Annotated in this window: 26 protein-coding genes and 2 pseudogenes; 18 read left to right on the top strand and 10 right to left on the bottom strand. The window is 69.5% G+C overall.

The window, feature by feature from the left end:
* The first annotated feature begins 12 nt into the window (after window positions 1-12).
* The 3 genes from AC07O8_RS22725 (at window position 13) to AC07O8_RS22735 (ending at window position 3,449) form a co-directional block, all read left to right on the top strand.
* Window positions 13-480 carry an OsmC family protein gene (locus AC07O8_RS22725; protein ID WP_495050207.1) on the top strand — a complete coding sequence of 156 codons (468 nt, stop codon included), beginning with the start codon at window positions 13-15 and terminating at the stop codon, window positions 478-480.
* 108 nt (window positions 481-588) lie between these two features.
* Window positions 589-2,277, top strand: a complete 1,689-nt coding sequence (locus tag AC07O8_RS22730) for a hypothetical protein (protein WP_495050208.1) — start codon at window positions 589-591, stop codon at window positions 2,275-2,277.
* Window positions 2,277-3,449 (top strand): serine hydrolase domain-containing protein, encoded by a 1,173-nt coding sequence (locus tag AC07O8_RS22735; protein ID WP_495050209.1) that lies wholly within the window; start codon window positions 2,277-2,279, stop codon window positions 3,447-3,449. The genes AC07O8_RS22730 and AC07O8_RS22735 overlap by 1 nt, the downstream gene beginning before the upstream one ends.
* Before the next feature lie 32 nt (window positions 3,450-3,481).
* Here the strand turns inward: AC07O8_RS22735 and AC07O8_RS22740 are convergent, their stop codons facing one another.
* A complete protein-coding gene (locus tag AC07O8_RS22740) occupies window positions 3,482-4,327 on the bottom strand; it encodes a PA4780 family RIO1-like protein kinase (RefSeq protein WP_495050210.1) in 846 nt (281 codons plus the stop codon).
* A 415-nt stretch (window positions 4,328-4,742) separates the two neighbouring features.
* Here AC07O8_RS22740 and AC07O8_RS22745 point away from each other — a divergent pair, with 415 nt between their 5' ends.
* The gene (locus AC07O8_RS22745) at window positions 4,743-5,711 is read left to right on the top strand and encodes a YihY/virulence factor BrkB family protein (protein WP_495050211.1); all 969 of its coding nucleotides are present in this window, start codon (window positions 4,743-4,745) and stop codon (window positions 5,709-5,711) included.
* 24 nt (window positions 5,712-5,735) lie between these two features.
* Here AC07O8_RS22745 and AC07O8_RS22750 read toward each other — a convergent pair whose 3' ends face one another.
* The gene (locus tag AC07O8_RS22750; protein ID WP_495050212.1) at window positions 5,736-7,334 is read right to left on the bottom strand and encodes an aspartate:alanine exchanger family transporter; all 1,599 of its coding nucleotides are present in this window, start codon (window positions 7,332-7,334) and stop codon (window positions 5,736-5,738) included.
* Window positions 7,335-7,598: 264 nt separating this feature from the next.
* Between AC07O8_RS22750 and AC07O8_RS22755 the strand changes: the two genes are divergently transcribed.
* The 5 genes from AC07O8_RS22755 (at window position 7,599) to AC07O8_RS22775 (ending at window position 11,017) form a co-directional block, all read left to right on the top strand.
* Window positions 7,599-8,594, top strand: coding sequence for a 2-hydroxyacid dehydrogenase (locus tag AC07O8_RS22755; protein WP_495050213.1), 996 nt, complete (start codon window positions 7,599-7,601; stop codon window positions 8,592-8,594).
* 208 nt (window positions 8,595-8,802) lie between these two features.
* Window positions 8,803-9,258 (top strand): hypothetical protein, encoded by a 456-nt coding sequence (locus AC07O8_RS22760; RefSeq protein WP_495050214.1) that lies wholly within the window; start codon window positions 8,803-8,805, stop codon window positions 9,256-9,258.
* A gap of 239 nt (window positions 9,259-9,497) precedes the next feature.
* Entirely contained in the window at window positions 9,498-9,809 is a 312-nt protein-coding gene (locus AC07O8_RS22765) for a hypothetical protein (RefSeq protein ID WP_495050215.1), read from the top strand.
* Window positions 9,810-9,913: 104 nt separating this feature from the next.
* Window positions 9,914-10,465 carry a DUF805 domain-containing protein gene (locus tag AC07O8_RS22770; protein ID WP_495050216.1) on the top strand — a complete coding sequence of 184 codons (552 nt, stop codon included), beginning with the start codon at window positions 9,914-9,916 and terminating at the stop codon, window positions 10,463-10,465.
* A 162-nt stretch (window positions 10,466-10,627) separates the two neighbouring features.
* The gene (locus tag AC07O8_RS22775) at window positions 10,628-11,017 is read left to right on the top strand and encodes a hypothetical protein (protein WP_495050217.1); all 390 of its coding nucleotides are present in this window, start codon (window positions 10,628-10,630) and stop codon (window positions 11,015-11,017) included.
* Window positions 11,018-11,069: 52 nt separating this feature from the next.
* Here AC07O8_RS22775 and AC07O8_RS22780 read toward each other — a convergent pair whose 3' ends face one another.
* The gene (locus AC07O8_RS22780; RefSeq protein WP_495050218.1) at window positions 11,070-12,044 is read right to left on the bottom strand and encodes an aspartyl/asparaginyl beta-hydroxylase domain-containing protein; all 975 of its coding nucleotides are present in this window, start codon (window positions 12,042-12,044) and stop codon (window positions 11,070-11,072) included.
* A gap of 198 nt (window positions 12,045-12,242) precedes the next feature.
* On the opposite strand from AC07O8_RS22780, the gene AC07O8_RS22785 reads away from it, so the two are divergent.
* Both AC07O8_RS22785 and AC07O8_RS22790 read left to right on the top strand, forming a co-directional pair.
* Window positions 12,243-13,076 (top strand): MipA/OmpV family protein, encoded by an 834-nt coding sequence (locus tag AC07O8_RS22785; RefSeq protein WP_495050219.1) that lies wholly within the window; start codon window positions 12,243-12,245, stop codon window positions 13,074-13,076.
* Window positions 13,077-13,212: 136 nt separating this feature from the next.
* Window positions 13,213-15,195, top strand: a complete 1,983-nt coding sequence (locus AC07O8_RS22790; protein WP_495050220.1) for an AI-2E family transporter — start codon at window positions 13,213-13,215, stop codon at window positions 15,193-15,195.
* On the opposite strand, the gene AC07O8_RS22795 is transcribed toward AC07O8_RS22790, so the two are convergent.
* Window positions 15,120-15,410 carry a hypothetical protein gene (locus tag AC07O8_RS22795; RefSeq protein ID WP_495050221.1) on the bottom strand — a complete coding sequence of 97 codons (291 nt, stop codon included), beginning with the start codon at window positions 15,408-15,410 and terminating at the stop codon, window positions 15,120-15,122. The two genes, AC07O8_RS22790 and AC07O8_RS22795, sit on opposite strands and share 76 nt — an antisense overlap.
* A 135-nt stretch (window positions 15,411-15,545) precedes the next feature.
* The gene (locus AC07O8_RS22800) at window positions 15,546-15,950 is read right to left on the bottom strand and encodes a response regulator (protein WP_495050222.1); all 405 of its coding nucleotides are present in this window, start codon (window positions 15,948-15,950) and stop codon (window positions 15,546-15,548) included.
* A 243-nt stretch (window positions 15,951-16,193) separates the two neighbouring features.
* On the opposite strand from AC07O8_RS22800, the pseudogene AC07O8_RS22805 reads away from it, so the two are divergent.
* The 3 genes and pseudogenes from AC07O8_RS22805 to AC07O8_RS22815 form a co-directional block, all read left to right on the top strand.
* Window positions 16,194-17,546 (top strand): annotated as a pseudogene (locus AC07O8_RS22805) (acyclic terpene utilization AtuA family protein); the annotation flags it as partial.
* A 111-nt stretch (window positions 17,547-17,657) separates the two neighbouring features.
* Complete coding sequence (locus tag AC07O8_RS22810) at window positions 17,658-18,077, top strand: AtuA-related protein (RefSeq protein WP_495050331.1); 420 nt, start codon at window positions 17,658-17,660, stop codon at window positions 18,075-18,077.
* Window positions 18,074-19,105 (top strand): Bug family tripartite tricarboxylate transporter substrate binding protein, encoded by a 1,032-nt coding sequence (locus AC07O8_RS22815; RefSeq protein WP_495050223.1) that lies wholly within the window; start codon window positions 18,074-18,076, stop codon window positions 19,103-19,105. Before AC07O8_RS22810 ends, AC07O8_RS22815 begins: the two co-directional genes overlap by 4 nt.
* A 267-nt stretch (window positions 19,106-19,372) precedes the next feature.
* Here AC07O8_RS22815 and AC07O8_RS22820 read toward each other — a convergent pair whose 3' ends face one another.
* Together AC07O8_RS22820 and AC07O8_RS22825 are read right to left on the bottom strand one after the other, a co-directional pair.
* A complete protein-coding gene (locus tag AC07O8_RS22820; RefSeq protein WP_495050224.1) occupies window positions 19,373-19,564 on the bottom strand; it encodes a 4-oxalocrotonate tautomerase in 192 nt (63 codons plus the stop codon).
* Window positions 19,565-19,591: 27 nt separating this feature from the next.
* Window positions 19,592-20,346 (bottom strand): annotated as a pseudogene (locus AC07O8_RS22825) (class II aldolase/adducin family protein).
* Window positions 20,347-20,496: 150 nt separating this feature from the next.
* Between AC07O8_RS22825 and AC07O8_RS22830 the strand changes: the two are divergent.
* A complete protein-coding gene (locus tag AC07O8_RS22830) occupies window positions 20,497-20,796 on the top strand; it encodes a hypothetical protein (protein WP_495050225.1) in 300 nt (99 codons plus the stop codon).
* 73 nt (window positions 20,797-20,869) lie between these two features.
* On the opposite strand, the gene AC07O8_RS22835 is transcribed toward AC07O8_RS22830, so the two are convergent.
* Complete coding sequence (locus tag AC07O8_RS22835; protein WP_495050226.1) at window positions 20,870-21,688, bottom strand: hypothetical protein; 819 nt, start codon at window positions 21,686-21,688, stop codon at window positions 20,870-20,872.
* 153 nt (window positions 21,689-21,841) lie between these two features.
* On the opposite strand from AC07O8_RS22835, the gene AC07O8_RS22840 reads away from it, so the two are divergent.
* Window positions 21,842-22,213 carry a VOC family protein gene (locus AC07O8_RS22840; protein WP_495050227.1) on the top strand — a complete coding sequence of 124 codons (372 nt, stop codon included), beginning with the start codon at window positions 21,842-21,844 and terminating at the stop codon, window positions 22,211-22,213.
* Window positions 22,214-22,261: 48 nt separating this feature from the next.
* Here the strand turns inward: AC07O8_RS22840 and AC07O8_RS22845 are convergent, their stop codons facing one another.
* Window positions 22,262-23,095 carry an amidohydrolase family protein gene (locus AC07O8_RS22845; protein WP_495050228.1) on the bottom strand — a complete coding sequence of 278 codons (834 nt, stop codon included), beginning with the start codon at window positions 23,093-23,095 and terminating at the stop codon, window positions 22,262-22,264.
* 41 nt (window positions 23,096-23,136) lie between these two features.
* On the opposite strand from AC07O8_RS22845, the gene AC07O8_RS22850 reads away from it, so the two are divergent.
* Window positions 23,137-23,901, top strand: a complete 765-nt coding sequence (locus tag AC07O8_RS22850; RefSeq protein WP_495050229.1) for a GntR family transcriptional regulator — start codon at window positions 23,137-23,139, stop codon at window positions 23,899-23,901.
* A 119-nt stretch (window positions 23,902-24,020) separates the two neighbouring features.
* A complete protein-coding gene (locus tag AC07O8_RS22855; RefSeq protein ID WP_495050230.1) occupies window positions 24,021-24,998 on the top strand; it encodes a Bug family tripartite tricarboxylate transporter substrate binding protein in 978 nt (325 codons plus the stop codon).
* Between the two features lie 96 nt (window positions 24,999-25,094).
* On the opposite strand, the gene AC07O8_RS22860 is transcribed toward AC07O8_RS22855, so the two are convergent.
* Window positions 25,095-25,907: a carbonic anhydrase family protein gene (locus AC07O8_RS22860; RefSeq protein WP_495050231.1), complete on the bottom strand. Its 813-nt coding sequence runs from the start codon at window positions 25,905-25,907 to the stop codon at window positions 25,095-25,097.
* Window positions 25,908-25,938: the final 31 nt, after the last annotated feature.

Here is a 25,938-nt window from a genome sequence, read left to right on the forward strand (position 1 = left end):
GAGCAACTCACGATGGCACATCGCGAACACCACTACCCGGTCACCGTGACGTGGACCGGCAACCAGGGCACCGGCACCTCCGGCTACAAGGCCTACCGCCGCGACCATGCGATCGAGTCGGCGGGCAAGCCGCCGATCCCGGGATCGTCCGACCCGGCCTTCCTCGGCGACAAGACCCGCTGGAATCCCGAGGACCTGCTGGTGGCGTCCACCAGCGCCTGCCACAAGCTCTGGTACCTGCACCTCTGCGCCGAAGCCGGCATCGCCGTGCTCGCCTACGTGGACGAGGCCGAAGGCACCATGGTGGAAGGCGCGAAGGGCCGTTTCACGCAGATCGTCCTGCGGCCGCGCGTCACCGTGCGCGCGGGCGACGACGTGGAGCTCGCCGGACGTCTCCACCACGAGGCGCACGAGCAGTGCTTCATCGCCAACTCGCTGAACTTCCCGGTGCGCTGCGACGCGTCGATCCACACGGAATGATCCGCGGCGGCACGTCAAGTCCCTGACGGACGCTTCCCCGTCCGGGCTGTGGCCGGGAATGGCGCGGTCGGGCAGCATGCGGTCCTCCGAATATCCGGATCCGATCGCATGCGTTTCCCCTCTCTCCGATCCGAGGCGGCGGCCCGTACCGCGTACACCGCCTGCACCGCCGCTGTCGCCTGCACCGCCTGGGCCACCAGCGTCCTGGCGCTGATCGCCCTCCCTGCCCACGCCGCGCCCGATGCGAAGAGCCTGCTCACCGACTCCGCCGCCATGAGCCAGCTCGTCGAGGCCGTGAGTTTCGACGTGATGTCCGAAACCGCGATCGACGCCTGCCAGGACCTCGGCGCGGCCTCCGTCCCGTCGATGCGCGAGGCCTGGATCGCCTGGCGCGGCCGCTACCAGATCGCCCCGATGCGGGTGGTGCTCACCCGCATGATGCAGCGGCGCAACGCCGATGCGCCCTGGGAAAAACTCGTCGAGCCCATGCGCCAGCGCGTGCTGGGCGACCCGCAGGCCTGCGTCACGCTGGCCCGCGAGTGGCAGGGCGGCGGCAAGGACGTCACCGCCAACTATCCGCAGGCGGGTGCCGTGGCCCGTGCGATCGTGCAGGCCAATCTGGTGATGCCGGTCACCCCGCTGCCGGTCGCCGTCGAGCCCGCCCGGGGGCAGGTCTTGCTGCCCAGCCAGGTGATCGCCCTGACGGAGCAGCGCGGCAACTGGCTCGTGATCTCCGAGGAGGCCGCCCGGCGCAAACTGGGGCTGGTCTACGTCAAGGGCCGCGTGGCCCGCGACCTGCGCCGTCCGGAGAACTTCTCCCTCGTGCAGGAGCAGGGCGACCGGATCGGCGAGCAAAACATCTACCTGAAGTTCAACGCCGAGTCCTGGGTGGGCCGGGAGATCGTCCTGCGCGGTGTCGTCACTTCGCTGAGCCGCCTGTCGATGGACCTCGCGGACGCCGCGCTGGTCACCGATCCGTCGGGGCTGACGCCGTCGCCGCTGGCGCAGACGCCGCTCGCGCGCAAGACGGTGTCGCTGCAGCGCGTGACGACGGCACCCGGCAAGGGGCTGGGCGAGAAGGACCTGGCCGCCGTCGTGATCCACGGCGAGGCCAACAACCTCAACGGGACCCGCTGGGAGGAGGACGTGCGTTTCCTGCTGCGGGACGGCAGCGTCTATCGCCGCACCGAGATGCCGCCGGACCAGCTCGACGTCACTGCGTCGCGCCAGCTCGAGCCGCAGCGCTGGGGCCGCTGGCGGAGCGCCGGCAAGGGCTACGCGATGCAGGCCCAGGACGACGACGGCCGTCCCGCCGGCGACTGGAAGCCAGAGGGCCACGAGGCGGTCCGCCCCTGGCCCAAGGACGCGCGGCTGGAGGGCAGCTTCAGCCGACGCAGCTTCACCGGCAGCATGATCACCGGGGGCACGTCGGCCACGCGGGGCATCCGCTTCACGAAGGACGGGCGCTTCGAGCGCAGCTTCAGCGCGGTCTCCAGCACCGGCAGCCTGCAGGCGATCACGGGCACGGTGGTCGCCGGCTCGTCGCACGGCGACGGCAAGGGCAGCAGCAGCACGGGCAGCAGCACCGTCGGCACGGGGCTCGGGGACGTCGGCGTCAGCAGCGGCACGCGCACCAAGGACGACGGCGCGAGCCGACGCGGGCGGTATCAGCTGAACGGCTTCGCGATCACGCTCGAGTACGACGACGGCCACCAGGAGCGGCTGCTCAGCTTCCCCGTCGACGGCGACAACCGCTCGGTCTACATCGGCACGGGCAGCTACGACCGGGACAAATGATGCGGCTTCAACCCTGCCCACCGCAGCGGCAGCACGCGCTGCATCACGTGATCGCGATCCTGATCGTGTCGCTGGCCGGCGTGGCGCACGCTCAGACGGCCTCCGGCTGCCAGGGCGTGTACGTCGATCCCCAGAAGCGCTTCCTCCACAACGAGGCCCCGGCCGCCGCCGTCCCGCAGGTCTTGCCAGCAGGGACGCCTTTGGGCGCGGTGGCCTACAAGCCGCGGGGTTCGACGACGGCGGTCCCGCTGGAGGACTACTTCGGGAAGTTCTGCACCACCGGGTTCCTGGTGATGCACGAGGGCCAGGTCGTGTTCGAGCGCTACCTGCAGCAGGCGAAGCCGTCGACGGCGCTGCTGTCCGCGTCGATGTCCAAGACCGTGCTCGCGCTGCTGGTCGGCATGGCGATCGACGAGGGCAAACTGTCCCTCGACGAGCACGTGGCGGCGGTGTTGCCGGACTTCCGCGACAGTGCCTTCGCCGACGACAGCGTCGAGGACCTGTTGCGCATGAATTCGGGCGTGGCGCTGAAGAATTCGTTCCGGCCCGGCGAGGCCTCGGACAACCAGACCACGAATCCGATGATCGAGCCCTTCACCGACATGCGCGTCTACTTGGCGGGCAAGAAGGACAAGGATCCCGCCGGCAAGGTCTTCAACTACAACGGCGCGGTGACGGCCGTGCTCGGCCTGATGCTGAGCGCGCGCACCGGCGTGAGCAACACCGAGTACCTGTCCACGCATCTGTGGGGACCGATGGGCGCCGAGTCCCCCGCCTACTGGATCAAGAACCGGGCGGGGCAGGAGGGCGTGCAGGGCCAGTTCGTCGCGACCTTGCGGGACTACGCGCGGTTGGGGCAATTGATCATGAACCTCGGCCGGGTGGGCGGGCGCCAGGTCGTTCCCCAAGCCTGGATCGCGCAGATGACCGCGCTGCGCAAGGACAAGCCCCAGCCCGCGAGTGTGCCGTTCTACGGCCTGCATGTCTGGATCCCGCAGACGGCGGGCGGGCGCTCCTTCGCGTGGGGCACCAACGGTCAGAACTTCTTCGTTGACCCGGTCGCAAAGGTCGTGATCGTGCATACCGGCAACAGCCCGGACGCGGAGTTCAACGGCAACGACCACCTGTTCCCGATGCGGGATGCGATCGTGGCCTCGCTGCGGGCTCGCTAGGAATTCATCGAGGAATTGAGCTAGGAACTGAGCTAGGAATTGAGCATCCGCAGGCGCCGCGCGGCTTCCTCGTCCACCGCGTCGTCGATTTCGCGGATCACCTCGCCGAGGTCCACCGGGCCCGTCGCATGCTTGAAGCGGCCGGTCAGCGGCGTGTCGGGGGTGAGGCTGCCGCTCTCGTACAAGGCCCAGATCTCGTGGCCGTAATCGGTGCTCAGCAGGTCCGGGGCGAAGCCGCCGAAGAAGTCGCGCAGGTTGTTGACGTCGCGCAGCAGCATGCGCTTGGCGTGGTTGTTGCCGGCGGCATCCACGGCCTGCGGCAGGTCGATGATGACCGGGCCGTCGCTGGCCAGCAGGATGTTGAATTCGGACAGGTCGCCGTGGACCACGCCCGCGCCGAGCATGCGTACCACTTCGGTCAGCAGGCTCTGGTGGTGCGTGCGGGCTTCCTCGGCGGTGAACATCGCGTCGTTCAGACGCGGCGCCGCATCGCCGTTCTCGTCCACGACGAGTTCCATCAGCAGCACGCCGTCCATGAAGTTGTACGGCCGCGGCACGCGCACGCCGGCGCCGGCCAGGCGGTAGAGCGCGTCGACCTCGGCGTTCTGCCAGGCGGCTTCCTGGGCCTGCCGGCCGAATTTCGTGCCCTTGGCCATGGCGCGGGCCTGGCGGCTGTTCTTGGTCTTGCGGTTCTCGGTGTAGTCGACGGCCTGGCGGAAGCTGCGCTGCGTCGCTTCCTTGTAGACCTTGGCGCAGCGGGTCTCGTCGCCGCAGCGCACCACGTAGACCAGCGCCTCCTTGCCGCTCATCAGCTGACGCACGACGGTGTCGATCAGGCCTTCCTCGATCAGGGATTGGAGACGCGGGGGTGCTTTCATCGGAGCTTTGAGGGGCGCATCAGACGCCGCAGGGTGCGGCGCGCGCGATCGCATGGATGCCATTGGGCGGAGCGGCATCTTCTCATGGTGGTGCGGCCTCGTCGGCCACCGGCGCATCTGCCCGGCGCGCCGATTGCCCTGGCGGGCGACGGATTTGGTTTGCGCCCGCACCGACGGATGTGCGGATGTGAATCGTTCGATGAATCGTCTGTGAATCGCTCGATGAATAGTTCAGGAGGGGGCGGATAGATGGATTCCTGGTCAACAAGTCGCTTGGGTTCCAGCGCCGTTTCCTCTGAAAACTCGCGCTGGATCAGTTGAAGCACGGTCATCCCAACGGACGCCAGAACGGACGAAGTGGATGCCTCATGAATAGTTCAGCGAGTTCCTCACGAATCGAAGGATCGACGGCCACATGTCCTGGTTGCGCAATTCCCACGGTCAGCCGCGGCTGACTGGACTGCTGCGGTGGGCCAGGCGCGCGGCCGTGCGCACGCCCGTCCTCGGCGTGCTGCTGCTCGCCATCCGCAACTACGTGCTGCACCAGAGCGCCAACCAGGCGGGGAGCATGGCGTTCTCGATCGTGCTGTCGATGTTCCCGCTGCTGCTGTTGCTGTCGGCGGGGGCGGCGTACATCGGATCGCCCGGCGACGCCGCCGCGCTGGCGGGCCGCGTCGTGGAGTACGCGCCGCCGCTCGTGCGCAGCGCGCTGCAGCCGGTCGTCAACCAGGTGCTGGCCCAGCGCAGCCAGGCGCTGCTGGCCATCGGCCTCTTCGTCACCTTGTGGACAGCGTCGTCCGGCATGCAGGCGGTGCGCACCGCGCTGAACCGCGCCTACGCCATCGAGCGCGGCGCGCCCTTCTGGCGGGCGCGCCTCAAGGTCATCCTGTTCACGCTGATCGTCGGCGGCGCCATCCTGACCATCTTCAGCTCCGTCATCGTCATGCCCTACGTCTGGGAGGCGCTGGAGAACGGCGTGGGCAAGGGCCGCGAGACGCTGTGGCTGCGCAACAGCGTGCGCTACGGCGTCGCGTTCCCCGTGCTGGTGGTGCTGTATGCGCTGCTCTACGGCTGGCTGCCCGATGTCCGCTTGAGACTGCGCACCGTGCTGCCCGGCGCCGTCGTCGGCGCGGCGCTCTGGGTGGCGTCCGCGGCGACGCTCTCCTACACCCTGCGCAGCGCCGGCAAGCTGGCGCTGCTCTACGGCAGCTTCGCGGGCGTGGTCGCCACGTTGGTCTTCCTCTACGTCAGCGCGACGACGCTGATCTACGGCGCGGAGGTGAACGGGGTGCTGCGGCAGCGGTTGAGGGCGGACAAGGAGGCGGCCAAAGAGGCGGCCAAGGAGGCAGAGCCGAACCCGGAACCGGAACCGGAGACCGTCTGACCCGGACGGCCGAAGGGGTCGGATTCACGCCCCCCACATCGCCACCACCTGCACCAGCACGATCTTCACGATCGTCATCGACGGGAAGATCATCGCGTAGCCGATGTCGGGCTGGTCGGTGGGCGCGATGCGGTTGGAGAAGGCCAGGATCGCCGGGTTCCCCGTGGCGCCGGCCACGATGCCCGCGGCGGCGTCGAACGGCAGTCTGAACACCGCCGTCGCCATCAGCAGCGTCACTGCCACCAGCACCGAGACGATTGCGCTGCCCAGCGCCAGGTAGAGCCAGCCGCTCTCGGCGATCGTCGCCGCGAAGGTCGATCCGGACGAGATGCCCACCACCGCGAGGAACACCGTCAGCCCGAAGTTGCGCAGCACCAGGTTGGCCGAGATCGGCATCACCCACGTGAGCGGCCCGGTGCGGCGTCGCCAGCCCAGCAGCAGCGCGACCAGCAGCAGCCCCGCGAATCCCAGCGAGAGGTGGCCCAGCAGCGGCAGCGGCAGGCTGATCGCGCCGACGGCCAGCCCCAGCGTCACGCCGACCCCCATGCCGATGTAGCTCACCTCGCCGGTGGCCCGCACCGAATCGCCGAAGTAGCGGCCCAGCGCGGCGAAGCTCTCGCGCGGCGCCAGCACGCCCACGCGGTCGCCGAACTCGAGCACCCGGTCCGCGTGCGGCGCCAGGTCCACGTCGCTGCGCCGCAGGTGCAGGATGCGCGCGCGGCATTCGGGCGGGAGCTGCAGTTCCGACAGCCGCTTGCCGGCAAGTTGCGGGCTGGAGACGAAGAAACGCTCGTAGTCGAACTCGCTGCGGTCGCGCAGGATCCGTCCCGGCGCCGCGTGGCCGAAGCGCAGCGCGGCGTGCTGCAGCGCGGCGGGGTCGGTGCCGGTCAGCAGCAGCACGTCGCCGCGCTGGAGCTTGACATCGGGCGCGGCGCCCATGTTGTGATGACCGCGACGGATCGCGGAGATCGCCACGCCCTGCGGCAGCGTCTGCGCCACGGCGGCCACTGTCCTGCCGAGCACCGCGACATCGTCGACGCCGACTTCCTCCACATGGAGCGAGGGCGGGGCAGGGGCCTCCAGCCGCGGCTTGCGCCAGGCGTTGTAGAGCCCGAGCAGCAGGATCGGGATCGCCACGCCGAACGGATAGGCCACCGAGTAACCGGTCGCCGGCGACGGCCCGAACACCGCCAACGCCGCCTGCAGCGCCGCCGTGCTGGTGCCCGCGCCCGAGAACGCGCCCAGCGCCTTGGGCAGTTCCACGCCCGGCCAGAGCCGCGTCGCCGCGATCATCAGCCCGAGCGCGGCCAGCACGCCCAGCAGCGCCGCCGCGTTGGCCTTGGCGCCGCGCGCGCTGGTCAGGCCGCGCAGGAACTGCGCGCCGTACGCGATGCCGACGCCGTAGAGGAACAGCATCAGCCCCAGGTTGCCGATGAGCGCGGGCAGCTTCAGCTGCGGCGCGGCCGCGCCGATCGCGAGCCCGACGAACAGCACCGCGCCCGATCCCAGCGCGAAGCCCCTGAGGCTGCGGGCGCCCAGCCAGTAGCCCACGGCGATCGTGAGGAACAGCGCCAGCAGCGGCTGCGACGCCAGGAAGAGTCCGAACCGGTCGACGACATCCATGGAACGACACCTCCGAGGAAGAGCGGTCGAGTGTAGGGGCCAGTCCTTGCCTCATGCACCAAGCTTGACGCAACACCCGTGTCCATCGACCCTGCGACGGTTCCTTCATGATTCAATGGGACAAGGGCGGCGATCATGATGACGCTGACCCACTATGCGACCGGCACGTCGCCGATCATCTTCGGCAGCGGCTACGTCACGATGGGGCCGTCGTGGCGCGTGGACGCAAGCGGGAGAGGGCGTGAGAGGCAAGGAGCAGAAGCTATGAAAACCGCAGTCTTCAGTACCCGCCGGTACGACCAGACCCTGCTTCAGCAGGCCAACCGGGAGATCGGCCACGAACTGGTGTTCGTGCAGGATCGGCTGACCGTCGACACGGCGGTGCTGGCGGCCGGCTGCAAGGCGGTGTGCGTCTTCGTCAACGACGCCGTGGACGCCGAGGTGCTGGCCCGGCTCGCGGCGCAGGGCACGCTGCTGGTGGCGACGCGCTCGACCGGCTTCAACCACATCGACGCGGCGGCCGCACGGCGGCTGGGCATCGAGGTCGTGCGGGTCACGGACTACTCGCCGTACTCGGTCGCCGAGTTCGCCGTGGGCCTGCTGCTGGCGGTCAACCGCAAGATCGTCCGCGCCAGCGTGCGCACGCGGGACGGCAACTTCGAACTCGACGGCCTGATGGGCTTCGACCTGCACGGCAAGACGGTCGGCGTGATCGGAACCGGCAAGATCGGGACCATCTTCGCGCGGATCATGGCGGGCTTCGGCTGCATGGTGCTGGGCCACGACGCGTTCCCGAAGCCGGCGTTCGAGGAACTCGGCGGACGCTACGTGCCGCTGAAGGAACTGATGGCGCAGTCGGACGTGATCTCGCTGCATTGTCCGCTGACCGAGCAGACGCGTCACATCGTCGATGCCAGCTCTCTGGCGCAGCTCAAGCGCGGCGCGATCCTGGTGAACACCAGCCGGGGCGGCCTCGTCGACACCGAGGCGGCGACGCAGGCGCTGAAGACGGGACAGCTCGGCGGCCTCGCGATCGACGTCTACGAGCAGGAGGCCAGCCTGTTCTTCCAGGACCTGTCCTCCACGGTGATCCACGACGACGTGATCCAACGGCTGGTGTCCTTCCCCAACGTGATCGTCACCGGGCACCAGGCCTTTTTCACCGTCGAGGCCATCGGCCAGATCATGGCCACGACGCTTGAAAGCCTGAGCGCGTTCGAGCGCGGGGAACCGTTGGTGAACCGGATCCCCGAAGACTGAGGCGGCAGACCCGGTCGACCGGGCGCCGCCGGCCGCCACCGGCGGCATCCCGTTGTCCTCGTTGTCGTCGTTGTCCTGGTTGGCCACGCTGAAACACGGCCCAACGCGCGAGGACTCGCCACCGAGTCGGGAGCGCGGCTTGCCGCTCAGTCTGTCCGGCGCCTGCGTCCACGCGGCGCCCGCCCTGCGTTTCCTTGGAGAACAGGCGATGAGGCACTTCAGCACCTTCCTGACCGCGTTCTGCGTGACCCTGGTCGCGGCCGCCGCCCTCGCGCAGACGGCGGAGCCGCCGGTCACGTCCAATGCCAGCCGCCGCCAGTCCGGGACCGTCGGCCCGCCGATCGACGCAGCCTCCGTGAGCCCGTCTGCCGCGTCCGCCTCCCGGCCGGTGGCGCCGGGCGTGACTGCGTCGGCTGCCACACCGGCGTCCGCTCGGACACCGACTCAGGCGCCGGTTCAGGCTCCGGTTCAGGCGCCGGGTCAGGCGCGGGAGAACGACCCGGCCGACACCTCGCCGCCGGTCACGACGGCCCCGGCCGAATCCGCCATTCCCGACAAGCCCGCCAAGCCTGCCGCCGGCAGCCGCGCCAGCCGCCGGGCGAGCGGCCGGGTGACGGAGGCCGACGGCTCTTCGGCGCTGCCCGTCCGGCCGGACCGGAACTGAGTTTCTCCGCACCTGTTGACGACCAGCATCACAAGCTGGAATTGATTCCAGAAAGCGACCAACGCAAGACCCGGCCCCTCCGGTGTCAGGTTGTGACCACGATCCCCCCCAGAGGGTGTGGCGGATCATGTCCAGGTCGGTGATGCTCTACGTCGCGCTGTCGGAAGGTGACGAGGTGGGCGCGATGACCTTCGGCAACGGGGAAGGGCAGCGTCGCGACTGCGCGCCGCGCAAGGGGCATGGGCACGCTCAACGTGCTGATGAACAAGATGCACGACCTGCAGCCGGCGCTGCGACTGCTGCGCCGCCGGCATCTGGTGCTGCTGGCGAGCCTGCGCGAGACCGCGCTGGGCCGCATCGCCGCGCAGCCGATCGCGGGACCGGAGGACGCCGTCGCGGTCGCCAGCGCGCACCTGCTGTCCCAGGCCCGCCACGACGCTTTCGCCCGCGTGGTCGATCACGACCGCCTGTCGATCGACGTCGAGCCGCGCCAGCTCGCCGCCACGCTGGTCAACCCGTATCACGAGGTCAAGCGGGCCGGCCTGCTTTGATGCGACGCCTGCGACTCAGCACATCGGGGTCAGCACCGCCGCCTTGGTCCATCCGACTCAACGGATCCGATTCCACGAATCCGATTCCACGCGGGAGGGACACCATGACTGAACAGACCTTGAACCAATACGCCGGGCCGACCGCGCATGTCGCCGACGTGGCGTTTTCCGAGGGCACGTCGCCCCTCAACGTGTTCGGCATCGAGGGGCGCATCGGACGGCTGCGCTACCTCGCGTACCTGATGGCGGGCTCGCTCGTCCACGGCATCCTGTCGCGCGTCCTGGGTGCGGCCACCGGCGGCGGGGGCGATGCCATGACGGTGGTCGCGGTGGTCCTGTCCCTGGCGCTGCTGTGGTTCCACGTCCTCACCGGCGTCAAGCGGTGCCATGACCTGAACATCAGCGGGTGGTGGTCGGCGACGCTGGTCTTCCCGGTGATCATGCTGGTGTGGGCGTTCGTCCCTGGCAGCAAGGGCGGCAACCGCTTCGGCCCGCCGCCGCCGCCCAACAACTGGGGCGTGCGCATTCTCGGACTGCTGTTCCCGGTCCTGTTCTCCGGCGTGATCCTGGCGATCGCGATCCCGGCCTACAACGCGTACGTCGCCACGGCCAAGGCCCACGCCGCACGGACCGCGCAGCCGGCCCAGCAGCCCTGAGCGGAGCGGGCGAGGCTGCCGCTGACAGTCGCCCGGATGGGAGCCTTCCGAACGGGAGCCTTCCGAACGGGAGCCTTCCGAACGGGAGCCTCCCGAATGGGGCAGGCGGGCGCTGCCGTTTGCCGATAGGCTGCGGGCTTCGCCCGACAACTGTCCACTGCCATGACCACCGACGCCTGCCACCAGCTCCGACGCAGCCTCCTCGACCTCCACCGCGCGCTGGTGGAGCTCGAGCGCGGCGACTACCAGAAGGCCCACGGCCCGCAGAGCTCGGGCGAGTTCCTCCAGGTCATGGCCTTCGGCGAGGAGATGAAATGGCTGGAGCCGCTGAGCCGGCTCATCACGATGCTCGACGAGGCGATCGACGGCGCCGCGGATGCGAAGGAGACGCCGCTCCCGGTGGCCCAGCGGCTGCGCGGACTGCTCAGCCTGGACCGCGACAGCGCGGATCCGTTCATGCGGCGTTACGCGGTGCGATTCGATCAGTCGCCGGACCTGGTGCATGCGCACGCGGGCGTGATCGCGGCGTTGAAGGCAGTGGGGACGCGTTGATCAAGCGCTGTGACCTCGTCGGCTTCGAGGTCGTGGACGCGCGTCGAGCGGCTCAAGCCGTGATCGCCTCCAGCACCTGCAGCACCGCGAAGACCATCCCCATCAGCGCGCTCAGCAGGCTGGAGTTCAGGACGAACTTCAAGGTCTTGTAGGTGCGGCGGCGCTCGGCCTTCATCTTCATCGAGCGCTCGCGCAGCGGCGCCAGCCGCGCGAACAGCGCGCTGTAGAGCCCTCGTCGGTCCTCGGCCGTGTTGGGGACCACCGTGCCGCTCGCGATGACGCGATAGGCGGCGTGGATGAGTCGCCCCAACGCATTCATCGGCCGGTCCACGTCGCACATCAGGATCAGCCGCGGCTGGTCGGTCCCGTTCTCCGCGCTGTGCGGATAGGTCTCGTCGAAGATGAAATCCCGTCCGTCGGCCCAGGCGCAGTCCACGACGTCCACCTGGAGGCGGCACGCCGGATCGTTGGGCGTCTGCAGTCCCAGGTGGTACCGCAGCGAGCAGGCCATCGGATCGGCATGCAGCGAGAGTTCGGATCCCGCGGGCAGGATCGAGAACATCGCCCCACGGATCTGCGGGACCTGCGCCAGCAGCGCCACCGTGCGCGGGCACAGCCGCTGCGCGGAGTGATGCGTCGTGCCGTACCACTTCAGGTAGAACTTGCTCCAGCCACGCTTGTAGAACGTGCGGAATCCGACATCGTAGTAACCCGCCGAGCCCTCCGCCTTCGCGGCCTCGAAGGCGCCGGCCGCTTCCAGCGCCAGCGCCTCGTCGCGCATCACCTGCCAGTTGTCGCGCAGCAGCCGGATGTTGTGCAGGTAGTCGGCTGCGAGCACCGGCCGGCGGGCGTGCGCCCGCGTCGTCATGTACATCAGGCAGTTGAGCGGCGCGAACACGGGCCAGCTCTTGCGCAGGTACTGGGTGAAGCTGTCGTAGCGGCGCCGGCCGCGCCAGCGGTAGACGTAGGCGATGCAGGCAGCGGTGTACGCCGTCACGGCCAGCAGGCCGAAGGTGCTGAAGTTCATGGAGGTCTTGGTCAGGGTCGCTGGACCCGGGTGGGCGCATCGTCGACGGCGTTGTACACGATCGGGATGACAGGGCGGGCCCGCTGGCGCACGCGACAGGGGCAGCGTCGTCCCTGCCGGGCCGTGTACGGTAAGTGCCCAGTAAGAGAGCGCCCCCGAGGATGCGGGCTCTGTCCAACGCCCTTCCCGGGAACCCTCATGGTCACGCAGAAACGATCCCTTTCGCATGCTTCCACGGCGCTGGTGCGCGCCGCCCTGACTTCCGCCGCCGCCGTCTGCGTGGCGGCGCCCTTGAGCGCGCTCGCGGCCGGTCCCGGCGGTCCTGACGGCAAGGACGACGGCTCGTCCACCTGGGGCCTGGGCATCGGCGCGGTCTCGACGCAGAAGGCCTACAAGGACATCGACCGCGACAACACGGTGCTGCCGATGATCCAGTACGAGAACCGCTGGCTGCGGGTGTTCGGACCGGGCCTGACGGTGAAGCTGCCGCGCTGGGACGTGGCACCGGGCCATCGCGTGGACTTCGGGCTGGTGGCCAAATGGGACGGCGCGGGCTACGAGGCCGACGACGCGCCCATCCTCAACGGCATGGCCGAGCGCAAGGGCGGCATCTGGGTCGGCGCGAAGGCGGCGTGGAAGAGCGACTTCGCCGAGCTCGGCGCCGAGTGGACCGCCGACGCCTCGGGCCACAGCAAGGGCCAGCGCCTGGGCCTGAGCCTGGAGCGGTCGTTCCGCGTCGGCCAGAACGTGATGCTGACGCCGCGCCTGGGCGCGCACTGGCTCGACAAGAAGTACGTCGACTACTACTACGGCGTGCGCGCCGGCGAAGTCACGGAGGGCCGTGCGGCCTACCAGGGCAAGTCGACGGTCAACGCGGAACTGGGCCTGCGCGGCATGTACCTGTTCAACGCCAGGCATTCGGTCTTCGTCGACGTCGGCGTCACCGGCCTGGGCAGCGGCATCAAGGACAGCCCGCTGGTCGACAGCTCGACCGAGAATCGCGTCTTCATGGGGTACCTCTACCGCTTTTGAAGCCTGACCGTCCGCGCTCGGCGGCGGCGATCTCGCCGCGCCTGGCGCGGGTGACGATCAGGTCGTGGCTGCAGGTTGACCGGGCGGCGGCGGCGTCCGTCGCCGGGGCGGTCCAGGGTGGCCGCAAAATCCCCCCATGACCCAAGCTTCCCCGCCGTCGCCCCTGGCCGGCAAATTCCTCATCGGCGTGTCCGTCCTGGGCCTGCTCTACCTGGGCCGGGAAGTGCTGGTGCCGATGACGCTGGCGGGGACGCTGGCCTTCGTCCTGGCGCCCTTCGTGCGGCGGTTCCGACGCCTCGGACTGGGGCAGACCGCCGCCGCCATCTCGGCCCTGCTGCTGGCCGGCTGCTTCATGGCGATCGTCGGTGCGGCCCTCCTGGGTCAGTTGAGCGCCATGTCCCGCGAGCTGCCGGCCTACGAGTCCAACCTGCAGGAGAAGCTGGGCACCCTGCGCAAACTCACGATCGATCAGCTGGAAGAAGCGCACGGTCGCGCCGGTCGGATGATGGGCAGCTTGAAATCGTCCCCGTCGCGGACCGCAGGATCTTCCGCCGTCTCTTCCGCCGTCTCTTCCGCGGGCTCTCCCGGGGGCGCCGATCCGGATGAGCCGTTCCCGCGTCCCGCGACGGCGCCCGCCGAGCCGCCCGACCGCGGCGCGGACGCGCTGCGGCGGCTGGCCGCCGCCGTCTGGGGCCCCGCCGCCACGGTGGGCATCGTGATCCTCGTGCTGATCTTTTCCCTGCTGGAGCAGGACGTGCTCCGCGACCGCCTGATCCGCCTGCTCGGCGGATCGGACATCCGCGCGGCGACCAGCGCGGTGAACGACGCGGGCCAGCGCCTCTCGCGCTATTTCATTTCGCAGTTCACGGTGAACTTCGGCGTGGCGGTGGTCATCGGGGTCCTGCTCGCGGTGCTCGGCATGCCGCACGCCGTGATCTGGGCGGTGCTGGCCGGCGTGCTCCGCTTCATCCCCTATGTCGGCTTCCCCGCCGCGGCCTTGGGCGCCTGCGCGGTGGCTGCGGGCGTGTCACCCGGGTGGGAGCTTGCCGGATCGACCGCGCTGGTGTTCCTGGCGGTCGAACTGGTGGTGGCCCACGTGCTGGAGCCGCGCCTGTACGGGCATGCGACCGGGCTTTCCCCGCTGTCCGTCGTCGTCGCCGCCATCTTCTGGAGCGCGTTGTGGGGACCGGTCGGCCTGCTGCTGTCCACGCCCCTGACGCTGTGCCTCGTCGTGGCGGGCCGGCATGTGCCCGCCTTGGCCTTCCTGGACATCCTCCTCGGCGACACCCCCGCGTTGAGCCTCGCGCAACGCTTCTACCAACGCAGCCTGAGCGGGGACGCGGTGGAGATCCTGGCCGACGCCCGCGCGTTCCTGAAGCGGAAGTCGCTGGCGACCTACTGCGACAAGGTGGTCCTGCCCGCCCTCAATCTCGGCAGGGACGATCTGGTCAGGAACCTGATCACCCAGCAGCAGCGGTCCGCGGCGCAACGCGTCATCCTGCAGGTCCTGGGGGAGTTGACGCGGCTGCCTCATGCGCCGAAGCGCCGATGGACACGGTCCGCGCTGCTGGGCGGCGATCTCGGGCTGCAGCTGCGTCAGGATAGGCTGAACATCGAGGCAGGCTCGCCGGGCCGTCCCGCCGCGGACGGCCGGCCGGCGCTGATGTGCATCAGCATGGACGACCGGGAAGCCCACCTGTCGGCGGAGCTGCTCGTGCGGATCCTGCGCGGTGATCGGCTCGATGCGTCGCACGTCACCGTCCAGGAATTGGCGGGCATGCCGGATGAGCTGGACGTGGCGGCCATGCAGGCGGTGCTCGTCGTGGCCGCCGCCGCGGACGGCGCGGTCGACGGCGACGCCCAGGCCCTCAACGAAATGCTCGCGCGAATGCCGCAGGCGCGGGTGATCTCCATGTTCTCGGCGAACCGGACTTCCGTGGACCAGATCGCGCCGGATCGGCCGCATGACACGGTGTTCTCCTTCGAGGAGGCGATCGCCGTGCTGAAGCGCGCGGAACTCCAGGGCGCGCCTCAAGCCGCGCCTCAGGCTGCGGCGGTGCCGACGCTGTCGTCGTCGCGAAGTTCGCCCGCGGCCATCTCGTCGAAGGACAGCCGGTAGTCGGGGACAGGTCTTGCGTGTCTTTCCTCGGCCTGCGCCCGGGCGAGCAGGGCGCGACGCGCGGGATCCGCCTTGATCAGGCGTCGGGCGCGACCGATCTCCGCCGCATGCTCGGGCCGGCGGCGCTCCCAGTCCGCCAGCAGCGGGCCGTGACGCTCAGGGAAGATGCACCACCATTCCACGATCGAGGCCGCGTTGTTGAGGTCGAGCAGCATGCCGGTACTCCAGGAGTTGGATGGCTCGATGATACTGTATTTGCATACAGTAGTCACTCAAATGTGCAGGACGACTTCCTCAAACGGACAGGTGGGAGGGGCGGGGGCCGCGGCCGCAGGGGCGCGGCGGCGACTTCACACCGCGCTGGCGCGGATCCGGGACTGACCAAAGGTCACCGGCGCCTGCGCCAGCACGGCCAAGGCCTGCAGCAGGCGCTCCAGGTCGTAGGTCTTGTCGTAGAAGCCGGTGATGCCCGCGTCCACGCATCGGGGGCCGTATTCCGCCTCGTCCGCCGAGGTGACCATGTAGGCCAGGCCTTCGTAGCCGGCCTGACGCAGGCGTTCCATCAGCGCGAAACCGCATCCCCGGACGAGGTCCAGCTCCGTCAGCACGAGGTCCGGGGCGCACAGCGCCGCCAGCAGGACCGCCTGGTCCTCATCGGAGGCCTGGCCTACCACGGTCGCGGTGGGCACTTCCCGCAGGCGCTCGTAGAGCATCTTGCGGAAGGTGTCCGAGGGATCGACGAGCAGAATCTTCATGACTTTCTCCTGGGCGGATACTCGCATCGCCGCTGCCCGATGTCTGCGCCACCCTTGCCATTCAGGCTGTAGGTGATTGCCTGACCCGGGCACTCCGCGTGAAGACCTTCACGAAGGTCATGCCGCGTTACGGGTCACGCCCGGCGCCGCATCCGATAGATGTGGCGCTGCAGCCCCTCATCGGCGATGGGGCGAGTGATCAGGTCGGGGTGGTCGGGACGGCGCGCGCCTACAGTCGGCGACATGGCCTCTGTTTCCACCCCCTTGCTCGTCGGCTGCGCTGCCGGCTTCTCCGGCGACCGCACCGACGCGGCGCGGCCGGTCGTGGACACGCTGATCCGCCTCGGCGGTCCGGCGGTGCTGATCTTCGAGACGCTGGCCGAGCGCACGCTCGCGTTGGCGCAGCTCGCGCGGCAGCGCGATCCCGAGGGCGGTTTCGAGCCGCTGCTCGACGAGATGCTGCGGCCGGTGCTGGCCGACTGCCTCGCCCACCGCATCCCGATCGTGGGCAACTTCGGCGCGGCGAATCCGCCGGCCGCGGCGCGACGCGTGCAGGCGCTGGCGGCCGAACTCGGCCTGCGGGTGCCGGTCGTTGCCGTCGTCGCCGGCGATGCGCTGGTCTCGCCGTCGCAGCGCGCGCTGCTGACGCAGACGCTGGCGGGCGAGGGCCACGCGATCGCGGAGGACACCATCGCCTGCGCCAATGTCTACCTCGGCGCCGAAGGCATCGCCGACGCGCTGCGACGGGGCGCGGACGTCGTCGTCACCGGCCGCGTCGCGGACCCGTCGCTGACGGTCGGTCCGGCGCTGGCGCATTTCGGCTGGGCACTCGACGACTGGGATCGTCTGGCCGGCGCGACGATGGCGGGCCACCTGCTGGAGTGCGGCGCCCAGGTCTGTGGCGGCTACTACGCCGACCCGGGATTCAAGGACGTACCGGACCTGGCGAGCGTGGGGTTTCCCATCGCGCGGATGGATGCCGACGGCGGCTGCACGGTCTTCAAGGCCGACGGCACCGGCGGCTGCGTCGACGCGCACACCGTCAAGGAGCAGTTGCTGTACGAGCTGCACGACCCGGCCGCCTACCTCACGCCGGATGTCGTCGCCGACATCGCCGAGGCGCAGGTGACGCGCGTCGGCCCGGACGAGGTGCGCCTGTCCGGCGTGCGCGGTCACCCACGGCCGCAGGCGCTGAAGGCGAACGTGTTCTTCGCCAACGGCTGGTTGGCGGAGGGCGAGATCTCCTACGCCGGCCCCGGCGCGGAAGCGCGCGCCCGGCTTGCCGCCGAGGTGCTGCGCGTCCGGCTGCACGAACGGGACCGGCAGGGGCCGTTGCGCGTCGACCTGATCGGCGTGGCGAGCGTGCTGGGCGACGATGCTGGCGAGGCGCTTGCACGGCTGCCGACGGGCGATGCACGCGACGTGCGGCTGCGCGTCGCGGCCAATCATGCCGATCGCGCGGGCGCGGAGCGTCTGACGCGCGAGGTCACGGCGCTGTACACCTGCGGCCCCGCGGGCGGCGGCGGCGTCAGGACGAATCTGCGCCAGCGACTCGGTCTGAGTTCATGCCTGTTCCCCCGAGCACTTGCTCCTTCGACGGTGGTGCTCTCATCGGAAGGCAGCGAAGGCGGCTGGGGCCGGAATGGTGCTTGGGGGTCCAGGAGGGATCCCCCATGCACCGTGGAGAGCCCGCGCTTGGCGACTCGTATGAAGGCGGCCTCCCGGCCCGCCACCACTTCACCCACCCGCCGCGTCGAACTCCGGCTTGCCGCCCACGGCCGCACCGGCGACAAGGGCAACCGGTCCAACATCAGCGTGATCGCCTGGGACCCGGCGCTGTATCCGCTGCTGGTGGATCAGCTCACCGAAGAGGCCGTGGCCCACCACTTTGCTGCCCGCGCGCCGACCCACGTGGCGCGCCATCTGCTGCCGCGTCTGCACGCGATCAACTTCGTCCTGGATGACGTCCTGGACGGCGGCGTCAACGATGCGCTGAACCTCGACAGCCACGGCAAGGCCTTGTCCTTCGTCCTGCTGGCGATGCCCTTGGAAGTGCCGGAGCACCTGCTGCCCTTGCTCCGGCGACCGATCCCGAATCACGACGACACGATGGAGACGACCCGATGAGTTCCCAGAGATCGATCAGCCGGCGACACGCGCTGCGGACTGCCGCGTGCGCCGCGGCGCTTCCCATGGCGCTGGCCGCGGCGCTGTCCGTGGCCGCGCCGGGGCAAGCCCTGGCCCAGGCTTCTGGCGCGGGCGGCTACCCGAGCAGGCCCATCACCTTCCTGGTCCCGTTCGCCGCGGCGAGCGCGACGGACCAGCTGGCGCGCGCCCTGGGCCAGGCGATCACGGAGCAGACCAAGCTGCCGGTCGTCGTCGACAACAAGGCCGGGGCGAGCGGCATGCTCGCCGCGCAGCAGGGCGCGCGTGCCGCGCCGGACGGCTACACGGTGCTGATCACGACCAACACGACGCAGGCCGCCAATCCCCACCTGTACCGGAAGCTGCCCTACGACCCGGTGAAGGACTTCGCGCCGGTGACCGGACTGGGCAAGGGCGGCCAGGTGATGGTGGTGAAGGCGGACGGCCCGTACAAGTCCGTGGCGGACGTCATCGCGCGCGCGAAGCGCGAGCCCGGCAAGGTGAGCTTCGGCAGCGGCAGCGCGTCGAGCCGCGTCGCGGGCGAGCAGTTCCAGCAGCTGTCCCACACGCAGCTGCTGCACGTGCCGTACAAGAGCAATCCGCCCGCGCTGACCGACCTCATCGGCGGTCAGGTGGATTTCATGATCACCGACACGGCGACCGGTCTGCCGCAGATCAAGGCGGGGAAGGTGAGGGCGCTGGGGTTCTCGATGACGAAGCGGTCGCCGCTGCTGCCCGAGGTGCCGACCCTCGAAGAGGCGGGCGTCAAGGGCTACGACATGAGTTATTGGTTCGCGGCCTATGTGCCGGCGGGGACGCCCGCGCCGGTGGTGCAGCGGCTGCGCGAACTGCTGACCGCGGCGCTGCGCAGCGTGCCGGCGAAGACCTTCTTCGAAGGCGCCGGCGTGGACGCCTGGGCCAGCACGCCGGACGAGCTGCGGGTGTTCCAGGAGGCGGAGACCCGCAAGTGGGGGCAGATCATCAAGGCGGCGGGAATCGAGCCGGAGTGACCGCTTGTCTCGCTCCCTCTCCCGCTTGCGGGAGAGCAACCGTGTCAAGCATTCTTTGACTGCCACGTCCGCTGGCCCTCACCCCCACCCTCTCCCGCAAGCGGGAGAGGGAGCAAGAGGGTCAGCTCGGCGCACGCTCACCCCCTCTCCCGCAAGCGGGAGAGGGGGCAAGAGGGTCAGCTCGGTGCACGCTCACTCCCTCTCCCGCTTGCGGGAGAGGGCCGGGGTGAGGGCCAGCGGCGGTGGAAGTGCTGAAGCCCTCGCGGATCACTTGCCCTTTTCGCTCCACAACACGCCGCCGGTCGCCCAGTCCTGACGCTTCACGTCGAAGAACAGGACGTCGACACCGTCGGCGCTGCCGCCGAGCACGCGGACGCAGGCCTCGGTGAGTTCCTTGGCCAGATCGGCCTTTTGTTGCGGGGTCCGGCCTTCGAAGAGTTCGACGCGGAGGGTGGGCATGGAGGTTCTCCTGGGAGTGTTGGAAATTCAGTCGCGGAAGCCGGGCGACAAGCGGTCCACGCGACGCAGCAGCGCAGGCCATTCGGCGTCGCCGTCGCGTTCGGTGCCGTCGCCGATCCATTGGCGGTGGGTGAGCGTGGCGAGTTCGTCGCTGACCTGCCGCACATGCCCGCCGGTTGCGGCCATCGCGCGCAGTTGGGCCTGCGCGGCACGCTCGAGGATGTGCATCAGCAGATAGGCCTCGGCCACCGATCGGCCGACGGTCAGCGTGCCGTGGTTCTCGAGGATCAGTCCGTCGAGCCTGCCGAGATTGGCGACCAATCGGGTCTGCTCGTCGGTGCCCAGCGCCAGCCCTTCATAGGCATGACGGCCGAGCCGGCCATGCAGGCGCATTGCCCATTGCGAGGTCGGTTTCAGACCGTCGGGCAGCATTGCCAGCGCGACGCCCCAGGGCGCGTGCAGATGGATCACGCATTCGACGTCGGCCGGGCGGCATGCACCGCGCCGTGGATCGCGAAGCCGCTGGGATTCACGCGCCGCCCGGTGCCGTCGACGACGCGTCCGCGCACGTCGACCTTCACCAGGCTGGAGGCGCAGACCTCGTCGAAGCCGAGGCCGAATTCATTCAGCAGATAGACGCCGGGCTCGCCCGGCACGGCGGCCGACAGATGCGTGTAGATCGTGTCGTCCCAGCCCGCCAGCGCCGCCAGGCGATACGCGGCGGCGAGGTCGATGCGCACGTCGGCTTCGGTGCGCGGGTGGGTGTGGGGGAACTTGCTCATGGCTCGCTGGGCAACTTCTAACGGCGGTGGATGGTATCGCCGAGTTGCGGGATAAGCTCCGTTCCCGCGAGACTTTGAGTTCGACGCCTGCTCGGTTCCTTCTGCAGAGAGCGGCGGCAACGGTTGACGAAGAAGCAAGAAAGGGCCTGCATGACAGACCGACGCAAGACCTGGCTTCATCTACTGGCGGCCACGCCCTGGCTGTTGCTGCTGCTCGCCGGCCTCCTCTGGGCGCTGACCTTGGTAAGGGCAATCAAGGACTCAGGCTCCTTCCTGATCATGCAGCCCATCGCAGTTGCGATGGCGCTGGTTCTTGCGGCCGCGGCGGTGGCCGTGCTGAACATCCTGCTGGGGACGCTGTCGCTTCTCTGGAAACCTTCAAACGCAGGCGGCGTGATCTTGGGATCAGGCTTGGTGGCCGCCCTTGGCGCCTACGTTCTGTGTAAGTGAATCGCCTGCCCACTTCAACGAGGACGGTCGCGCCATATCAGGACGCGCAAGCGGTCGGTCTTGACGCCGGATCTCACACCCCCGGCACGCACACCATCGCAATGCTCGCCCACACCCCGAAGCTGAAGTACGGCGTGAGCCACAGCGCATCGGCCTTCCACGCCACCCAGCTGCCGCTGGGCACGCGGCGGTGCCAGGCATCGCGCGCGCCTTCGTCCAGGCGCATGTAGACCAGGCCGCGCGCGCGGCCCTCGCGGTAGCGGCGGCAGTACATCGGCACGTCGACGCTCAGCACGTAGGCGACGAAACCCGTTGCCCCCACGATCCCGGTGAGCGCCACCGCATGGCCCCACCCGCTGCTGTTCAGCGCGATGACGCCGAGCAGGATGGCCATCCAGCTGAAGCCCGCCGCCCAGAGCGAGGACTCGACCGCCTGCGTGATGTGGTTCAGCGTCAGCACGCTGTGCCAGCAGAAGCACTGCGCGATCACCATGAACAGCGGGATCGCCCACGCCGCCTTCTGGACAGCCGGCAGGCCGGCGTGCGCGCCCAACTGGTGGACCAGCAGCCCCAGCTGGAACGCGAAGCAGATCTCCGCGATCGTGGCCGCCGTGCGGCCCAGGAAGATGCTGGACAGCGGCGTGTCGATCACGACCAGCCGCTCGAGATCCACCCGCGGGAACAGCGAGCGGTAGGCGCAGACCAGCACATAGACACCGGACAAGGCCAGGTGCAGGTGAGCCTGGACACCGTGGATCGGCGCGAACTGCAGCACCGCCAGCCACAGGCTGACGTTGAGCACGGCGATCGCGCGAAGGGCGCGCCACCAGGACAGCACGCCGGGATCCGCGCCGACGAGCCCTACAGAAGAAATATTGCGAATTGATGACATCTCGCGATCAGGGTAACCGCGAGGCCATCCCCAAGGGAATGGCCCGGAAGACTCATCCGGCGGCGTCGAGGTCCACCACAGGGCCCGCCGACAGGTCGCCGGCAGGCGGTCGCCAGATGGCGCGATGATGGGACACCTCTTTCAGGAGACCTCATGTTCGATCACGTCAAATTCGGCGTCCGCGACTATGCCGCGAGCAAGGCGTTCTATCTCCAGGCGCTCGAGCCGCTCGGCGTGACCATCGGCGGGGAGGGCGCCCCGTCCTACGGCATCGAGATCTGCGGGAGCAACGACGCCTCGTTGTGCCTGTTCGAGACCGGGGAGCGGACCGCCCCGCTGCACATCGCCTTCGTCGCGCAGACGCGCGCGCAGGTCGACGCATTCCACCGCGCCGCGCTGGCGGCCGGTGGCACGGACAACGGTCCGCCCGGGCTCCGGCCGAAGTACCACGCGAACTACTACGCGGCCTTCGTCATCGATCCGGACGGGCACAACATCGAAGCCGTCTGCCACGCGCCGGGCTGAGCGCCGCCAGCCCGGGTCATCGCGGCGAACGGCGCTGCGTGCCGCCGCTCAGAACCCGTAGAGGCTCAGCGCGTTGTCGGTGAGCACGACCTCGCTCATCGCGTCCGACGCCAGCCACCGCGCGAGCCACGTCGGCGACACGGAGGTGGCCTGCGCCTGCTCATGCGCCGTGCACGGCCAGTCGCTGCCCCACACCAGACGCATCGGGCCGACGCGATCGAGCCAGCGGGCGGCGAGGTCTTCCGCGTCGCACCCGGCCGCCAGGCGGTAGGGCGCGCTCAGCTTCACGTAGAGCCGGTCGTGCTGGCCCGCCACCAGGCCGCTCACTTCGGTCGGCGCCGCCGGCTTGCCGAAATGGTCCACGACGACCGTCAGTGATTCTGGAAGCTGGCGCAGCACCTCGGCGAGCCGCCCGTGGTCCGTGTGGATCTGCACGTGCCAGGACAGCGCTTCCAGCTGATCGAACAGCGGGTGCAGTTCCTCGCCGATCCGATGGTCAGTGCCGACCAGGTTGAGGCGGACGCCGCAGACGCCCAGCGCGTCCATGCGTCGGAGTTCGCTCACCGCGAAGTTGGCCGCGACGACGGCCACGCCACGCAACTGGGCGGGGCGCTCCGCGAGGACCTGCATCAGATGGCTGTTGTCCGTGCCCAGGAAGCTCGGCTGCACCAGCACGCCGTGCGAGATGCCGTGCGACGTGACCGCCGCTTCCCAGGCCTCGATCGTCGCCGCGTAGGCCGGCAGGTAGCGCGCGCCGGGCGCGCCGCTGGCCGTCAGCGCAAACACGTGGAAGTGCGTGTCCACCACGTTCGTGACCACGCCCGTGACCGCGTCAGTGTGGGGCTCGGTGGGCTTGACGGCGGAGAGGGGCGTCGGCATCATGAGTGAATTCTAGTCCTATAGAGGACTATAGGAAAACAGCCTTGAGCACATCGAGCACATCGATCACTTCTGGCCCCCCGGACGCGGGACTCGCCCCGGCCGCCGGCGTCAGCCGTTATGCGCAGCTCGCGCAGGACCTGCGCCAACGCATCATCGGCGGCGAGTGGTCCGCCGGTGCGGCGATCCCGTCGGAGACCGACCTCGCGCAGCGCTTCGGCGTGGCGCTCGGCACCGTCCGGCAGGCCGTCGCCATGCTGGCGGCGGAGGGCATCATCCAGCGCGTGCACGGCAAGGGCACCTTCGTCACGCAAGGGCTGAACGGCCCGTCGCTGCTGCGTTTCTTCCGCTTCCGCGGTCCGGCGGACGGGCCGCCCACGGCGCAGATCCGGCGCTGCCAGACGGTGCGCCTGCGCGCGGCGGAGGCCCAGGCGCTGGGTCAGCAGACCGGCGACGGCGCGCTGCGCGTCAAGCGGGTGCGGCTGCTCGCGGGCAAGCCGGTGCTCGCCGAGGACATCCTGCTGCCGATGGACCGCTTCGCCGCGCTGCGCGAGCTCGCGCCGGGCGACTGGGAAGACCTGCTCTATCCGATGCTGGCCCGCCTGTGCGGCGTGACCGTCGCGCGCGCCGCCGATGAGCTGACCTTCGGCCATCTGGACGCCGCGACCGCGGCCCTGCTGGACCTGCCCGAGGGCGCGCCCGGCATCCGTGTCGATCGCAAGGCCTTCGACCTCGGCGGCCAGTGCATCGAGCTGCGCACCACCTGGGGCGACGCCACCGCTTTCCACTACAGCGCCGAGATGCGCTGATTCCCTGCGCTGATCCCTTCGCCGAGGCGGGCGCTTCCTGTTCTCTCCGCCCGCTCTGCCTGCTCTGTCCGCGACGCCTTCCCGCTGTTTTCGTTCTGCCTTTTCTCTGGAGACTCCCCATGATCCAACGACGCCATGCCGTGATGACGGCGCTCGCCGCAGCCGCCCTGGCCAGCTTCCCGGGCGCCGCCTCGGCGCAAGCCTGGCCCACCAAGCCGGTGACCTTCATGGTGAGCTACCCGCCCGGCGGCGGCGCGGACCTGATCGCGCGGCTGATCGCGCCCAAGGTCGGCGAGGCGCTCGGCCAGACCGTCATCATCGAGAACCGCCCCGGCGGCAGCGGCCAGATCGCCGCCGGCGCCGTGTCGCGCGCGCCGGCCGACGGCTACACGCTGCTGTTCGACGCATCCTCGTACGCGGTCACGCCGACCCTGTTCCCCAACTCGCCCTACAAGCACGGCAAGGCCTTCAAGACGGTCGCGGTGACGGCGCTGTTTCCCAACGTCGTGCTGGTGAACGCGCAGTTCCCGGCGAAGAACGCCGCCGAGCTGATCGCCGCGGCCAAGGCGAAGACGGACGCGGTCGCGTTCGCGTCGTCGGGCAACGGCTCGGCGCAGCACATCGCCGGCGTGCTCTTCGAGCAGGCCGCGAAGGTCGAGATGATGCACGTGCCCTACAAAGGCGGCGGTCCCGCGCTGACCGACGTCATCGGCGGCCAGGTCCCCGTGTTCTTCGGCAACGTGGCCTCGACGCTGCAGTACGTGAAGCAGGGCAAGCTGCGTCCGCTGGCGGTGAGCGGGAAGAAGCGTTCGGCCGCGCTGCCGGACGTGCCGACCGGCGTCGAGGCTGGCCTGCCCGGGTTCGAGATGTACGAATGGAACGGGCTGTTCGCCCCGGTCGGCACGCCGGCGCCGGTCGTCGATCGCCTGTCCAAGGCCGTGCAGCAGGCGCTGGCCTCGCCCGAGGTGAAGGCGCGGATCGCCGAGCTCGGCGGCGACGCCTTTCACGGCGGCGTGGCCGAGTCGGAGAAGTTCGTCGATGCCGAGCTCAAGCGCATGGCCACTCTGATCAAGGACCGCAGCATCACGGTGGAGTGACGATCACCGGAAGCGGAACGCTTCCGGGTGAAAGTGCCGACCGACATCGGAGAGCATCGCCCGGCCCGACGACGGGCTGATGCATGCCGCTTCGCGTCATTGGTGCGTGCTCTGGTCGCGATAGACCGTGCGGCCATTCAGCGGCTGAACCGCGCGTGAATTGCCTGCCGCCTCATACAGCGCGCGGAAATGGCGGATCTGCGACGTCGACATGATGATGGGATCTTCCAGCAGCACCCAGGAGACGTTCTCCGGGAAGACGTCGGTGCTGAGCTGATCCGCCACCGAGCCGGCCGGGTTGTTGCAACCCACGGCGGACGGCGCCGTCAACGAGCCGTCATAGCGCCACGAATGCGCGCCGTGAGGCAGCACGTTGGCCAGATGGAAACCGGGGATGGTCAGCGGCGCGGCGTTCGAATCCTCCGGCAGTGCGTGCTTGAAGATCTTCTGCAGCTCATGGTGTTCGCCGCCGGCCTTGACCAGCGCGCCGATCACCAGCAAGGCGTCGTTGTCGCCCAGGCAGGCGCCGCGCTTGAGGTGGACGAAATGAATTTCCATCGGCGCGGCCTTGCCATTCAGCTTGTGCTCCGACGGCGTATGGAAATGGAACTGCGCGAGGTCGTAGATCGTGCCGTTGACGCTGATCGAAGAGCCTGCCGGCACGTTGACGCGCAGCGTGGCGAACTCTTCAGGAACGAAGGGATTCGCGGTGGGATTGAAGGTGTTGACCACCGACACCGTGGCGGTCTGGTACGCGCGGGTGATCTTCGGCAAGGGTGCACCGACGGTCGTGGCCGTGTGGATGTCGATCGGGCTTTGCCGACCTTCGGCGTGCGCCAGGGGCAGGGCGGCCGACAGCGCGAGGACCAGCGACGTGGCGACGAAGAGGGAGGGGCGGAAATGGGACAAGGGTGGCTCCGGTCAGGTGAGGTGAGGTGAG

The sequence above is a fragment of the Roseateles sp. GW821-FHT09G09 genome, assembly GCF_059415965.1.